General features: G+C 67.6%; 13 protein-coding genes. 2 read left to right on the plus strand and 11 right to left on the minus strand.

The window, feature by feature from the left end; translation table 11 throughout:
• Positions 1-85: 85 nt before the first annotated feature.
• Both QF040_RS06635 and QF040_RS06640 read right to left on the minus strand, forming a co-directional pair.
• Positions 86-1,027, minus strand: a complete 942-nt coding sequence (locus QF040_RS06635; RefSeq protein WP_429610361.1) for a cation diffusion facilitator family transporter — start codon at positions 1,025-1,027, stop codon at positions 86-88.
• A 25-nt stretch (positions 1,028-1,052) separates the two neighbouring features.
• On the minus strand, positions 1,053-2,045 hold the full coding sequence (locus QF040_RS06640; protein WP_041942910.1) for an AraC family transcriptional regulator: 993 nt from the start codon (positions 2,043-2,045) through the stop codon (positions 1,053-1,055).
• 243 nt (positions 2,046-2,288) lie between these two features.
• On the opposite strand from QF040_RS06640, the gene QF040_RS06645 reads away from it, so the two are divergent.
• Complete coding sequence (locus QF040_RS06645; RefSeq protein ID WP_429610362.1) at positions 2,289-3,323, plus strand: aldo/keto reductase; 1,035 nt, start codon at positions 2,289-2,291, stop codon at positions 3,321-3,323.
• A 122-nt stretch (positions 3,324-3,445) separates the two neighbouring features.
• On the opposite strand, the gene bioD is transcribed toward QF040_RS06645, so the two are convergent.
• From bioD to QF040_RS06670, 5 genes are all read right to left on the minus strand, one after another.
• Complete coding sequence (bioD, locus tag QF040_RS06650) at positions 3,446-4,174, minus strand: dethiobiotin synthase (RefSeq protein ID WP_429610363.1); 729 nt, start codon at positions 4,172-4,174, stop codon at positions 3,446-3,448.
• Positions 4,171-5,403, minus strand: a complete 1,233-nt coding sequence (gene bioF / locus QF040_RS06655) for an 8-amino-7-oxononanoate synthase (RefSeq protein WP_429610364.1) — start codon at positions 5,401-5,403, stop codon at positions 4,171-4,173. Before bioF ends, bioD begins: the two co-directional genes overlap by 4 nt.
• On the minus strand, positions 5,387-6,781 hold the full coding sequence (bioA, locus tag QF040_RS06660; protein ID WP_429610365.1) for an adenosylmethionine--8-amino-7-oxononanoate transaminase: 1,395 nt from the start codon (positions 6,779-6,781) through the stop codon (positions 5,387-5,389). The genes bioF and bioA overlap by 17 nt, the downstream gene beginning before the upstream one ends.
• Before the next feature lie 306 nt (positions 6,782-7,087).
• Positions 7,088-7,954, minus strand: a complete 867-nt coding sequence (locus tag QF040_RS06665; RefSeq protein WP_429610366.1) for an NmrA family NAD(P)-binding protein — start codon at positions 7,952-7,954, stop codon at positions 7,088-7,090.
• A 10-nt stretch (positions 7,955-7,964) separates the two neighbouring features.
• Positions 7,965-8,276 carry a hypothetical protein gene (locus QF040_RS06670; RefSeq protein WP_013541381.1) on the minus strand — a complete coding sequence of 104 codons (312 nt, stop codon included), beginning with the start codon at positions 8,274-8,276 and terminating at the stop codon, positions 7,965-7,967.
• 309 nt (positions 8,277-8,585) lie between these two features.
• Here QF040_RS06670 and QF040_RS06675 point away from each other — a divergent pair, with 309 nt between their 5' ends.
• Complete coding sequence (locus tag QF040_RS06675) at positions 8,586-8,825, plus strand: hypothetical protein (protein ID WP_429610367.1); 240 nt, start codon at positions 8,586-8,588, stop codon at positions 8,823-8,825.
• An 82-nt stretch (positions 8,826-8,907) separates the two neighbouring features.
• On the opposite strand, the gene QF040_RS06680 is transcribed toward QF040_RS06675, so the two are convergent.
• The 4 genes from QF040_RS06680 to QF040_RS06695 all read right to left on the minus strand — a co-directional run bounded on the left by QF040_RS06680 (position 8,908) and on the right by QF040_RS06695 (position 13,243).
• Positions 8,908-9,537, minus strand: a complete 630-nt coding sequence (locus QF040_RS06680) for an ANTAR domain-containing response regulator (protein WP_429610368.1) — start codon at positions 9,535-9,537, stop codon at positions 8,908-8,910.
• Between the two features lie 4 nt (positions 9,538-9,541).
• Positions 9,542-10,693, minus strand: a complete 1,152-nt coding sequence (locus QF040_RS06685) for a transporter substrate-binding domain-containing protein (RefSeq protein WP_429610369.1) — start codon at positions 10,691-10,693, stop codon at positions 9,542-9,544.
• A gap of 67 nt (positions 10,694-10,760) precedes the next feature.
• Positions 10,761-11,477: an ABC transporter ATP-binding protein gene (locus QF040_RS06690; RefSeq protein WP_429610370.1), complete on the minus strand. Its 717-nt coding sequence runs from the start codon at positions 11,475-11,477 to the stop codon at positions 10,761-10,763.
• On the minus strand, positions 11,474-13,243 hold the full coding sequence (locus QF040_RS06695) for an ABC transporter permease subunit (RefSeq protein ID WP_429614622.1): 1,770 nt from the start codon (positions 13,241-13,243) through the stop codon (positions 11,474-11,476). Before QF040_RS06695 ends, QF040_RS06690 begins: the two co-directional genes overlap by 4 nt.
• Positions 13,244-13,273 lie beyond the last annotated feature (30 nt).

Below are 13,273 nucleotides of genomic sequence, written 5' to 3' on the forward strand. Positions count from 1 at the left end.
CGCCGGGGTGCTGCAGCGAGCAAAACAATAACGAAAAAATTTGAAACCTGCATGGTCGTGACGACGCAAGAAATTGCAGCAAGTGCTACAAGGCGCCCCCGTCTTTCGCCGGTGCCGCGCCGGCTTGCGGCGCCTCGGTCGCCTCGATGAAGATGCGCCGGATCGTCGGGAAACGCGCGCGCACCTCGGCCTCGATGGCCGCGATGGCGTCGCCCGCCTCGCCCGTGGAAATATCGTCCTTGAAGTTCACGTCGACGATCACCAACGCCTCGTCGGCGCCGATGTACATCGACAGCACATGCCCCACGTCTTCGACGCTGGGCTGCTCCAGCGCGATGGCGCGGATGGCGCGCGCCGTCTCGGGCCGGATGCCTTCGCCGATCAGGAGGCCCCGCGCCTGCGCGATGAGCAGTACGGCCACGCCCGCCAGCAGCACGCCGATGACCACCGAGGCCACGCCGTCGAGCACCGGCATGTCCAGCGCGTGGCCGAGGTAGATGCCGAGCGCCGCCACCAGCAGGCCCATCAGTGCGGCGGAATCTTCGGCCAGCACGGTGTAGGTTGTCGGGTCCTTGCTGCGGTCCAGCGCCTGCCAGAACGGCGTGCCCTTGGCCTGCGCGCGGAACTGCTTGAGCGCAATCAGAAAGCTCGTGCCCTCGAACACGAAAGCCGCCGCGAGCACGACGTAGTTCCACGTCGGATCGCGCATCGGCTCCGGCGCACGGATGTGCTGGATGCCCTCGTAGAACGACACGCCGCCGCCCAGTCCGAAGATCAGCACCGCCACGATCAGGCTCCAGAAATAGAGCTCCTTGCCGTGGCCGAACGGATGCTCCGGCGTCGCCGGCCGCTTGCTGAGCTTGAGGCCCACGAGCAGCAGCACGCCGTTGAAGGTGTCGACCGCCGAGTGAATGCCCTCCGACAGCATTGCAGAGCTGCCGGTGATGCCCGCCACGACGAACTTGGTGATGGCGATAGCGACATTGGCGCCGATGGCGCCGTAGATCGCGACTTTCGATTCGGCCATGCGGCTTGTTTGTCCGGGCTGCCGTTCAGGCCGCTTCCATCGAAGCCGCCCCCATCGCATCGTTGCCCGCCTCCGAGAGCCAGCGCTGCTTGTCGCGCAGCGGCGGCGCGCCGAACATGCGGCCGTACTCGCGTGCGAACTGCGAGGGGCTTTCGTAGCCCACGCTGTGCGCCGCGCTCGCCACGTCGATGCCGGTCACCAGCATCTGGCGGCGCGCCTCCTGCAGGCGAAGCTGCTTCTGGTACTGCAGCGGGCTCATCGCGGTCACGGCCTTGAAGTGGTGGTGGAACGAAGACACGCTCATATGCACCGCGCGCGCCATGTCTTCCACCCGCAACGACTGCGCATAGTTGATGCGCAGCGCACTGATGGCCTTGGCGATGCGCTGGGTGTGGCTGTCCTGCAGCGCGATCTGGCGGAGGCGCGCGCCCTCGCCGTTCACCAGCAGCCGGTACATGATCTCGCGCTTGATGAGCGGCGCCATGATCGGCACGTCTTCCGGGTTCTCGACCAGCCGCAGCAGCCGCAGCACCGGCTCCAGCACGGGCATCGCGATGCGGTTCACGTACATGCCGCGGGAAGCCGGCGCGTTGGCTTTGGCGGGCAGCTTCTCGTCGCCGATGAGCTCGCCGATTTCGTCGAGCGCCAGCTCCAGCCGCAGGCCGAGATACGGCTCGTTGTCGCTCGTCAGGCGCACCTGGCCGCACACCGGCAGGTCGACCGAGGTCACGAGGTAGTGCATCGGGTCGTACACGTAGATGTCGTCGCCCATGATGATCCGCTTGGAACCCTGCGCGATCAGCCCGAGCGCCGGGGTGGCGAAGGCGTGCTTGGGGCGGTCGGGCTTGCTGATGCAATACACCTGCAGGCCGGCCACCGGCGTTTCCACGGTGCCGTCGCGGCCGCCGGTGATGCGGTTGATGAGCGCCACCAGTTCCTTCCTGGCTTCGTCGAGTTCGGGCTCCAGCGGCATCGGCTGGGCAAGGGCTGCAGCGATTTCGGGTGTTTCGTCGGACATGTAGGGGGCCTCTCGCAGGGGGACGGCGGTGGGAATCACGGTGACGGGCACCGTGGAGGATCGGGTGGTTTGCAGCTTAGCGCCGCTCCCATGAATCTGCACGGGTCTGGAACGAGGTCTGGAGAAATAGGCAAAGACTTTGCAGGAACGCGCTCGCCGCGCCGGGGTCCGCGGGCGGATACTTTTTACCGACGCGCCTCCCGGCATCCCCCGACACCTCTCTCAACGCAAAGGATCTATTCCATGCAGTACCGCAAATTCGGCCGCACCGGCCTCCTGGTTTCCGAACTCTGCCTCGGCACGATGACCTTCGGCGGCGGCTCGGGCATCTGGACCCATATCGGCGACCTCCAGCAGAGCGAGGCCGAGGGCCTGGTCGGCCGCGCGATCGACGCCGGCATCAACTTCATCGACACCGCCGACGTGTACTCCGAAGGTCAGTCGGAAGTCATCACCGGCCAGGCCCTCAAGAACCTCAGGATCCCGCGCGACAGCGTGGTGGTCGCCACCAAGGTGCTCGGCGAAACCGGCAGCAAGGGCCCGAACGCGAGTGGCGCCTCGCGCTATCACATCATGGACGGCGTCAAGGCGAGCCTCAAGCGCCTGCAGCTCGACCACATCGACCTGTACCAGATCCACGGTTTCGATCCGCTCACGCCCATCGAGGAAACCGTGCACGCGCTCGACAACCTCGTGCAGCAGGGCCATGTGCGCTATGTGGGCGTGTCGAACTGGGCGGCCTGGCAGATCGCCAAGGCGCTGGGCATCGCCGAGCGCGACCGGCTCGCGCGCTTCGAATCGCTGCAGGCCTACTACACCATCGCCGGGCGCGACCTGGAGCGCGAGCTGGTGCCGATGCTGCGCAGCGAAAACGTCGGCCTCATGGTCTGGAGCCCGCTGGCCGGCGGCCTTCTGAGCGGCAAGGTCGACCGCCACACCGAAACCGAAAAGGGCACCCGCCGCGCCACCTTCGACTTCCCGCCGGTGAACCGCGAACGCGCCTACGACTGCATCGACGCGATGCGTGTGCTGGCCGAGGCCCGCAAGGTGTCGGTCGCGCAGATCGCGCTGGCGTGGCTGCTGCACCAGCCGGTCGTCACCAGCGTGATCGTCGGCGCCAAGCGCGTCGATCAACTGGACGACAACATCGCGGCCACCGCCATCAAGCTCTCGGTCGACGAGCTGGCCACGCTCGACAAGGCGAGCGCGCTGCCGGCCGAGTACCCGGGCTGGATGCTGGAGCGCCAGCGCGTGAACCGCGACAAGCACCTGGCTTGATCGGCTCGTACCGGGTTGCATTCGAAGAGATAAATCCGTTCACGCTGAGCTTGTCGAAGCGCCGCGCGAGGCTTCGACAGGCTCAGCCCGAACGGTTGTGGCAGGTCGAGCGCAATTCCGTATCAGGCCAAGTCCAGCGCGGCCGAGCGCCGCGCCGCGTGCCCCGCGGTCGCGCGCAGTGCGCGCAGATCGAGATGCCGCGCGGCGCCGGCCGCACCGGGCTCGGCCAGGTGCGGCACCACGCCGAGCAAGGGAGCGCCGAGCCTGTCGCGCAGCGTCTGCAGATTGGCCTCGGGCGACAGCATCTGCGGCTCGATGACGCTCGCGACCCAACCGGCCAGCACGAGACCACGCGCGCGAACGGCCTCGGCGGTCAGCAGCGCATGGCTCAGGCAACCGAGTCGCAGGCCGACCACCAGGATCACCGGCAGATCGAGCGCCACCGCGAGGTCGGCGCTGTCGAGGTCGTCGCCGAACGGTACGCAGAACCCACCCACGCCTTCGACCACCACCGCGTCCGCGCGCTGCGACAGGGCAGCGAAGGCCGACAGCAGCGGCGGCAATTCGATGCGCACGCCCTCCTCCCTGGCAGCGAGATGCGGCGACGTCGGCGCGCGCAGCAGGTAGGGGCAGCGCAAGTCCAGCGGCGCATCGACATTGCCGGCCGCGTGCAGTTGCTCGACGTCTTCATTCAGCCACGCACCGCCGACACGCTCCAGGCCCGCGGCCACCGGCTTCATGCCGACCGCGCGCAGGCCCGAGGCGGCCAGCAGGCTCAGCATCGCGCTGCTGACCAGCGTCTTGCCGACCCCCGTGTCGGTGCCCGTGACGAACCAGCGGCGCCGCGTCATGCGGCCTCCTTCCACGGCTGCGCCAATGCCTCACCGAGCACGTCGACCAGCCTGGCCACATCGGCCTCGCTGTGGCTGGCCGACAGCGCGATCCGCAGGCGCGCGGTGCCGGCCGGCACGGTCGGCGGGCGGATCGCACCAACGCGAAGGCCGCGTGCATCGAGCTGCGCCATCGTCCGCATCGCGCGCGCGTTGTCGCCGAGGATCAGCGGCTGGATCGCGGTAGGCGAATCGGGCAGCCACGCGCTGCCATCCGGCGGAAGAACCGCTTTCAGGCCCCGTCGCAGTTGCGCGATGCGCGCCTTCAATTGCGCGCGGCGCGCGTCGCCCTCCTCGCCTTCGATCAGCGCGAGACTCGCGAGCAGCGCATGCGCAATGGCCGGCGGCGCGGCCGTGGTGAAGATGTACGGCCGCCCGCGCTGCACGAGGTAGTCGACCACGGTGCGATGCGCCGCCACGAACGCACCCGACACACCCGCCGCCTTGCCCAGTGTGCCGATGAGCACCAGCCGCTCCGAGCGCAGCGCCATCGCCTGCAGCACGCCGCGGCCGGTGGCGCCCAGCACGCCGAAGCCGTGGGCATCGTCGAGCACCAGCCAGGCGTCATGCCGCTCCGCCAGCGCGAGCAATTCGGCCACGGGCGCAATGTTGCCGTCCATGCTGAAGACCGCATCGCTCACGATGAGCTTGACCGGTGCATCGCAGGCCGCGAGCTGCGCGTCGAGCGCCGCCACGTCGCAGTGCGGATAGCGCTCGACCCGCGCCTTGGCCAGCCGCGCGCCGTCGATCAGCGACGCATGGTTGAGCGACTCCGAAAAGATCACCGCCTCCGCACCGCCCAGCGCCGACAGCACCGCAAGGTTGGCCATGTAGCCGGTGCAGAAGAAGAGGCTTCGCGCCTCGGGGATGTACGGCGCCATCCAGTCGGCCAATCGCTCCTCGAGCTCGGCGTGCGCGCGCGAGTGGCCCAGGATCAGGTGCGACCCGCCGCTGCCCGTGCCGTAGCGCGCCGCGCCTTCGGCCAGCGCGGCGGCCAGCGCCGGATGCGCGGCGAGGCCGAGGTAGTCGTTGCTGCTGAAGCCGAGCATCGTGCGCGGCGCGCTTGCGTCGGCCAGCGTCAGCGACTGCTCGGGCGCGCAGGCCGTTTCGGCGATCTGCCGGCGGCGGCGCAGCGATTGCGCATCAAGCGCGGTGATCTCGTCCTGCAGGCGTTCAAGCAAGCGCAGCATCGCGGACTCCTTCTGCTTGAGCCGGCCCGGCGACGGCTTGCAGCGTGGCCAGCGTGCCGTCGACCAGCCGGTCGATCTCGTCGTCGCAGATCACGTAGGGCGGCATCAGGTAGACGGTCGAGCCGATGGGCCGCATCAGCAATCCGTTCGCACGGGCTGCGAGATGAAAGCGTTCCGCGAACCGGGCGCCGGGCTCGCGCACGTCGAAGGCCGTGATCATTCCGCGCTGGCGCAGGTGGTCCGCCGGCATGCCGTGGAGGCCTTCGCGCAACCGGCCCATCAATCGCTCGGCGCGGCCGCGGTTGCGCCGCAATGCGTCTTCGCGCTCGAACAGATCGAGCGTCGCGAGCGCCGCGCGGCAGGCCAGCGCGTTGCCGGTGTAGGAATGCGAATGCAGGAAGCTGCGCGCCACGTCGTCGTCCACGAAGCCTTCGTATATCGCGTCGCGCGTCATTACCAACGCAAGCGGCAGGTAGCCGCCGCTGATGCCTTTGGAAAGGCACAGGAAGTCGGGCCAGGTGCCCGCCTGCTCGCACGCGAAGAAAGTGCCGGTGCGCCCGCAGCCGACTGCGATCTCATCGGCGATGAGGTGCACTTCGTAGCGGTCGCACAGCGCGCGCACGAGGCGCAGGTATTCGGGGTCGTGCATCGCCATGCCGGTGGCGCACTGCACGAGCGGCTCGACGATCACGGCGGCGATGGATGCGTGCCGTTCGGCAAGAAGCGCTTCGAGTTCGGCGGCGGCACGCCGCGCGACATCAACCGCGTCCTCGCCCTGCCGTGCGGTTCGCGCATCGGGCGATGCAACGAGGTGCGCGTTCCCCAGCAACGGCGCATAGGCGTCGCGGAACACCGGCACGTCGGTCACATGCAGCGCACCCAGCGTCTCGCCGTGGTAGCCGTGCCGCAACGCGACGAAGTTCTGCTTGCCGCCGCGGCCTGCATTGCGCCACGCGTGGAAGCTCATCTTCAACGCGATCTCCACGGCCGAGGCACCATCCGAGGCATAGAAACAATGGCCGAGCGCATGCCCAGTCAATGCCGACAGGCGCTCGGCCAGTTCCACGGCCGGCGCATGCGTGCAGCCGGCGAGCATCACGTGCGAGAACGCGTCGAGCTGGTCCTTCAGCGCGGCGTTGATGGCCGGATGCGCATGGCCGAAGAGATTGACCCACCACGAGCTCGTCGCATCGAGATAGCGGCGGCCGTCATGGTCGTAAAGCCACACGCCCTCGCCCCGCGCGATCGGCAACGGCGGCACCGCTTCGAGGCGGATGCTCTGCGTGCACGGATGCCAGACGTGGCCCCGGCTGCGCTGTTGCCAGCGGGTGTTGGCGGAGGCGTTGACGGAGGACGAAGAAGCAGTCGATGGCGGCATCCGCGCATTCCTTTGAGGGGGCAAGGCGCGGGATCGTATCGACGCTTGGCAGGCCAGACAAACTAGGTCGGCACCGGTGCATTGCCACGCGCTTGGACGACGAAGAACGGCATAGCGCGTACGTTGGGAACAAGCTCGCGCAACGCGACCGCATTGGGCGGGAGGGAGCTTCGCAAGCCGAGTGCAAGTTGTCCGGTCAACGCCAAAGAAAAGCGACGAATGTCGGATGTAAGCCAGAAATCGGTGCTGTGGCGCCTCACCGGACACGTCAATGTCCGGTTAAGGCGATCCGCGTTTTCCCGGCGCTCAGGTGGCGCTTTTCCTCACCAGCGCCGAGATGTATTCCTCCAGCGAAGTCGCCCCGCGCTCCGGCCTTTCGGGCTCCTCCTTGCTCTCCAGCGTGAGCCGCGTCATCGCCACATACGACTTCGCGGCAGGCTCCGAGAACCCCAGCGACCGGAACGCCTGCTCCCACTGTTCGGGCGGCGTCACCACCACCTCCACGGGCCGCCCCAGCGCTTGGGCGAAAGCGCGCGCGACGTCGCCGGGTGAATAGCGCTCCGGCCCTTCGACGTAGTGCGGCCCCGAGGCCTCGGCCGCGCCCAGCATCAGCCTCGCGGCGAACTCGCCGAGATCGTGCGGCGCCACCATCGGCAGCTTGAAATCGGGCGGGTACATGCTGTGGACCTTGCCTTCCTTCTGCGCGGTCGCCAGCGAGGCGTCCCAGTTGCTCATGTAGTAGGCCGCGCGGATGGCGCTGACCGGCGCCGCGCCGGTTTGTCGCAGCGCCTGCTCCATGTCGTACAGCACGCCGAGGTCGCCGATGCCATCGCCGGGCTGCGCGCCATAGGTCGATTCGCAGACGATCTTCTCGAGCTTGCAGCCTTCGAGCGCGGCGACGATGGCGTTCAGGCTCTTTCGCTCTTCAGCGACCGTGTCGGACGACGGCGGCGCCGGCGGATTGAGCGCGAAGAGCCGATGCCCGCCTTCGATCACGCGGTGCAGCGCGGCCGTGTTGAACACGTCGACCTCGACCACATGGGCACCCTTGGTCTTCAGCGATTCGGCCTTGCCTGCCTTGCGCGTGACCACGGTGACCGGCTCATTGCGCGCGAGCAGCGCCTGCGCCAATGCAGAGCCGACATGGCCCGTCGCGCCCAGGATGATGTGCATCGCAATTTCCCTACGACCGCTTCTCGGCGTTCCGTTTGCGCGTGGCGGCTGCCTTCTTCGCCGATGCCGAGCGTTCCTCGGCCGTGCGCGATGCCGCCGCCGCCCCGCCCTTGTGGCCGCCCTTGCGGGAAGGCGCGTGGTTCTCGGACTTGCCGCGGCCCGATCCGCTCTTCTTGCCGCCGCCGGTCTCGGCATTCACCGTCGCCCAAGCGCGGCGCTCGGCCTCGCCCTTGCCGACACCGCGGTGCTCGTAGCCTTCCTCGATGTGCTCGGCCTTGCGTTTCTGCTTGTCCGTGTAGGACGACTTGTCGCCTCTTGGCATGGTCATCGCTCCTTCAGGTTGAGTGAGAAGCTTCACATGCTGGGCGTGCGAATCGCGACGTGGGTAAGAAGACGGGCGCGATGCGCGTCAGCGTTGTCTGTCGCCGTCGCCCGCGGATCGAAGGGATCTGTACGCCATTCGAACCCGCGCACCACGCCCGGGCCTGAAGTGAAGCCCGCAAGGCTCGACGAGCGGATTGGAAGACATGGAAAACCCGCTCACCTGTACGCCACGAAAACGTAAGTATTACGAATCACCTGGAAGCAAGCCATTCCCGGCCATGCTTCCCGATGTCGGGCAGGAGGTGCCATGGCTACCTACACAACCATCGTCCGCGAAACGGAACGGGTTGAAGTGGTCGATGCTTTCGACCACCACGCCACCGTGACCGCAAGCGGCGTCTACATCGAGCACTTGAGCGTCACCAAACGCTATGCGCCGGTTCTCAAAGAGGTTGTCTACCGGCTGGACGATGGGCGCACCGTTGTTCGCCAGCACAAGGCATTCTTTGAGACGGAAGATCGCCGGAGCCGATTTTTTCCAGTCTGAGCCTGCGAGGTTTGGGCCACCTCGGGACGCTGTTGGTCGAACCAACCTGAGGGGCAAGGAAATCCGGGAGCGCCGATGCCGGTCAGCTTCCGCTTCCGCCCTCGCGCAGACGCCCGAGACCCAGCTTCTCCATCGCCTCGTGCGCCTCCACCACCATCAGCGCCACTTCCGCCACCGTGACCCGCAGCGTGGTGGCACGCGTGCGCATGTGCTCATAAGCCTTGGCTTCGGTCAATGACTGCGTTTCGGCCAGCATGCGGACGGCCTTCTCGATCTGCCGGCGCGACTTGATCGTCTCTTCGAGCTTGCTGACCTTGCTCTGCAGCCGCTCCTGGTAGCCGCGCGACGAGCGCGCCAGCACCAGCGTGCTCAGCACGCCCGACGAGCGGAACGGGCGGGTCAGCACGCCGTGTGCGCTGGTGTCCAGCAACAGCTTCAGCGTGGTCGGGCTCTCGTAGTCGGACAGCGCGATCAGCGTTGCTTCCACCGCGCTGGCGCACCAGCTCGTGCTGTCCTGCAGCTCCTGCGACACCTGGAAGAAGATGACGTCGCAACCCGTAGGCGGCGCAGCGGGAAAGGGCCAGATGATCTTGAGCCGGCAGCCGATGCGCTTGAGCTGGTCGAGAAGGATGTCGCGGTCCTCGCCCGGCGGGTACACCACCGCGACGCAGATGCTGCGCAAATCATCGTAGAGGCGACGCAAGCTGCTCATGACGTCAGCTCAGCCAGAACTCGGAGAAACCGAAGGTCGACAGGTACGGGTCGGGCTTGACCGGCCCGGCTCCTTCCCACAGCAGGTCGAACTGCCCGTCGCTGCGGCACACGCCGATGCGCGGCGTGAGAAAGGTGTGGTTGTTCTCCGCATCGATGGACAGCGGCCCCTCGGGCGACTCGAAGCGCACCGAGCGGACCGCGTTGACCAGCTTGCGCGTGTCCAGGCTGCCGCTGCGCTCCAGCGCCCGGGCGAACAGGTGCACCTGGCTGTAGGCCGCCTCGGACCACATGCTGGTGGGCCGGTCGCCATAGCGCTTGCGCCACAGCGCGCTGAAGCGGTCGTTGCATTCGTTCTTCAGCGAACTGAAGTACGTGGCCGAGGTGATGTGGCCCGCGCAGGCGTCGGCGCCGGTCATGCGGACTTCTTCTTCCACCATCGACAGGCTGGCGATGGGCATGCGCTGCGGGTCGAGCCCGTGCTCGCGGTAGATCTGGTACAGCCGCCGGGCCGACTGGCCGACGATGGTGCAGAAGATGACGTCGGGCTGCGCATCGGCGATGTCGCGCATCACGTCCTGCAGTTGCGCCTCGGAGGCCTCCAGCGGCACATAGACCTCGTCGAGGATCTCGCCGCCGTGCTGCTCGACCATCTCGCGCATCACGCGGTTCGACTCGCGCGGAAAGATGTAGTCGGCGCCGATCAGGAAGAAGCGCCGGCCCCGGTTCTTCAACAGGTAGGCCGCGAGCTGCACGCTGTTCTGGTTGGGCACCGCGCCGGTGTAGATGACGTTGGACGAATACTCGAAGCCCTCGTAGAACGAGCAATACCAGAGCAGCGCGTTGTTGCGCTCGATCACCGGCAGCACGGCCTTGCGGCTCGAAGAGCGCGAGCAGCCGAAGATCACGTTGACCTCGTCCTCCAGCAGCAGCCGCGTTGCGAGCCGCCGGTATTCGTCGGCATCGCCCTTGGGGTCGTAGGCCACCGGCAGCAGCGGGCGGTCGAGCACGCCGCCCAGGCCGTTGATCTCCTCGATGGCGAGCGCGGTCCCGAAGAAGTGCTCCGACTCGGTCACGCCGGTCGCGCCCGAGCGCGAATGCAGCACGCCGACGCGCCAGCCGTCTTCGGCCGGGGCGGGTTTCTTCTCAGTGGTCATCGGCTTTCTCCATCGTCACCATCGTCATTCAAGAGGCACCAGCAGAATCCGTGCCTTGCGTCCGAAGTCACACGCGCAGGTGATCGAAAACGGACGCCGCGGCGCCTGCGGCCTTGGCATTCCGCTCGTCGACCAGCTCGCCCTGCTTCAGCACCACGTAGCGGTCGGCGACCTCCAGTGCGAACGGCACGTTCTGCTCCACGATCAGCATCGCGGTGCCGTGCCGGGCGCGTTCGTGCATCAGCGCGCGGGCCAGCCGGTCAATGACCGAAGGCTGCAGCCCCTCGGTGATTTCGTCGAGCAGGATCATCGAGGGCCGCATCATCAGCGCACGGGCCAGCAGCAGCATTTTCTGCTCGCCGCCCGACAGCGTGCCGGCGTCCTGCTTCAGGCGAGTCTTGAAGACCGGGAACAGCAGCTCGATGTCCGCAAAGCGCTCGTCGAACACCGACTCCTTCTCCAGCCCGAGCCGCAGGTTGTCGCGAATGCTCAGGTCGGCGAACAGCGCCTGCTCCTGCGCCGCATAGGCGATGCCCTGGCGCGCGATGCGGTGCGGCGGCTGCCGCGTGATGTCCTGCCCGTTCAGGTGGACGTGGCCGCCCTTCTTGGGCAGGTAGCCCATCACGGTCTTGAGCAGCGTGCTCTTGCCCATGCCGTTCTTTCCGAGCAGCGCCACGGCCTCGCCGGGTGCGATGTCCAGCGACAGCCCACGCAGCACGAGGGAGGCTCCGTAGCCGCTGCTCAGGCGCTCCAGCCGCAATGCCTTCGTCTGGCCTTCACTCATGCGGCCTCCTGCGGTGCGTGCGCGCTGCCGGCGTAGATGGTCTTCACCAGCGGCGAATTCACAACCTCCTCGAAGCTGCCCTGCATCACGATGGTTCCCTGGTGCAGAACCACGATGCGGGTGGCGATCTGCTCGACGAAATCGAGGTCGTGCTCCACCAGCAGGCAGCACAGGCCATGCCGGTGCGCGAGCGAGGCCAGCACGTCGCCGATCTGCGAACGCTCGGTCTTGGTGAGGCCCGCGGTCGGCTCGTCGAGCAGCACGATGCGCGGCTCCAGCGCCAGCACCATCGCGAGTTCGAGCGCCTGCTGCTCGCCGTGCGAGAGATCGCGCGCAATGGTTGCCAGCTTGGCATCGAGCCCGGTGGTGCGCACCACGTCCAGCGCATAGGCCGGCAGGCGCAGCGCGGCGTCCTGCCGCACGAGCGAGGGTTTCTCCAGCAGCGTGCCCGCGATGCGCAGGCACTGCGCCACCGTCAGCGACTCGAAGATGTTGGCGTTCTGAAACTTGCGCCCCAGCCCGAAGCGCACGCAGGCCTCGGGCGGCAAATCGCGGATGTCGTGGCCGCAGAGCTTCACGGTGCCGGCGCTGCGCTCGGCGCCGTCGCTCATGCAGCGCATCAGCGTGGTCTTGCCGGCGCCGTTCGGACCGATCAGGCCGACCAACTCGCCGGCGCGCGCTTCCAGGTCGATGCCCTGCAGCACCTTGAGCGCGCCGTAGTGCTTCGCCACCTGCTGCATGTGCAGGGCCGGCTCGGTTGCTTGTGCCGCCACGCTCCTGGCCTTGCGCACTTCAAGCACCGGGAGGCGCGCGGCGATGCGGCCCAACCCGAAGGGCTTGAGCAGCAGCGGCACCAGCCCCTGCGGCAGCAGCACGATGACCAGCACGAAGGCCACGCCGACGATCAGTTGCCACGCGAACGGCATGCTGCTGCTGAGATAAGCCGTGGCCACGTTGATCAGCACCGCGCCGACGAGCGGCCCCCAGAGCGTGCCCCTCCCGCCCAACGCGACCCAGATGATCAGCTCGGTGCCCAGCGCGAAGCCGGTGAGCTCGGGCGCCACCACGCCGCTGAACGCGCCGTAGCCGAAGCCCGCGATACCCGCGACCATCGCCATGACGGTCAGCAGCACGATCTTGACCATCGCGGTCGGAATGCCGAGGTAGGTGCAGCGCGACTCGTTGTCGCGAATGGCGGCCAGCACGCGCCCCGCGTCGCTGCGCACCAGCAGCCAACCCAGGAGGCCGAACAGCACGAGCATGCCGCCGACCACCCAGTACCAGGCCTCTATCGAAAGGTCGAAGCTCTCGTAGCCGGTCAGGCCCGAGCTGGAGCCGGTCCACTGGCCGCCCGACAGCAGCAGTTGCGTGAGCACGATCGGCAACACCAGCGAGATGACCGTCGCGAAGAACGGCGAGGCGCCCCGGTAGAACGACAGCCAGCCCACCAGCGCCCCGACCGCCGCGCTGACGACGATGGCGGCGCCCAGCGCCAGCAAGGCCGTCGAAACGCTGAAGCCGCTGTGCGTGAACACCAGCCCCGCCGCATAGGCGCCGATGCCGAAGAAGGCCGACTGGCCGAAGCTCAGATAGCCGGTGTAGCCCCACAGCACATCGACCGTGATCGCCGCGATGGCGAAGAAGAAGGCCTTCACGAGGATGTTGAGCAGGTAGGTGTCGAACACCCAAGGCCCGGCCACGATCAACGCGAGGCCGATGCCGCCCAGCACCGTGAGCCCGCGGCCCGAGTGCAGCGTGGCACGCAGCGAAGAAGGCGCCGTGGAAGCGATGGCGAT

The sequence above is a fragment of the Variovorax sp. W2I14 genome, assembly GCF_050435205.1.
Classification (GTDB): Bacteria; Pseudomonadota; Gammaproteobacteria; order Burkholderiales; family Burkholderiaceae_C; genus Variovorax; species Variovorax paradoxus_C.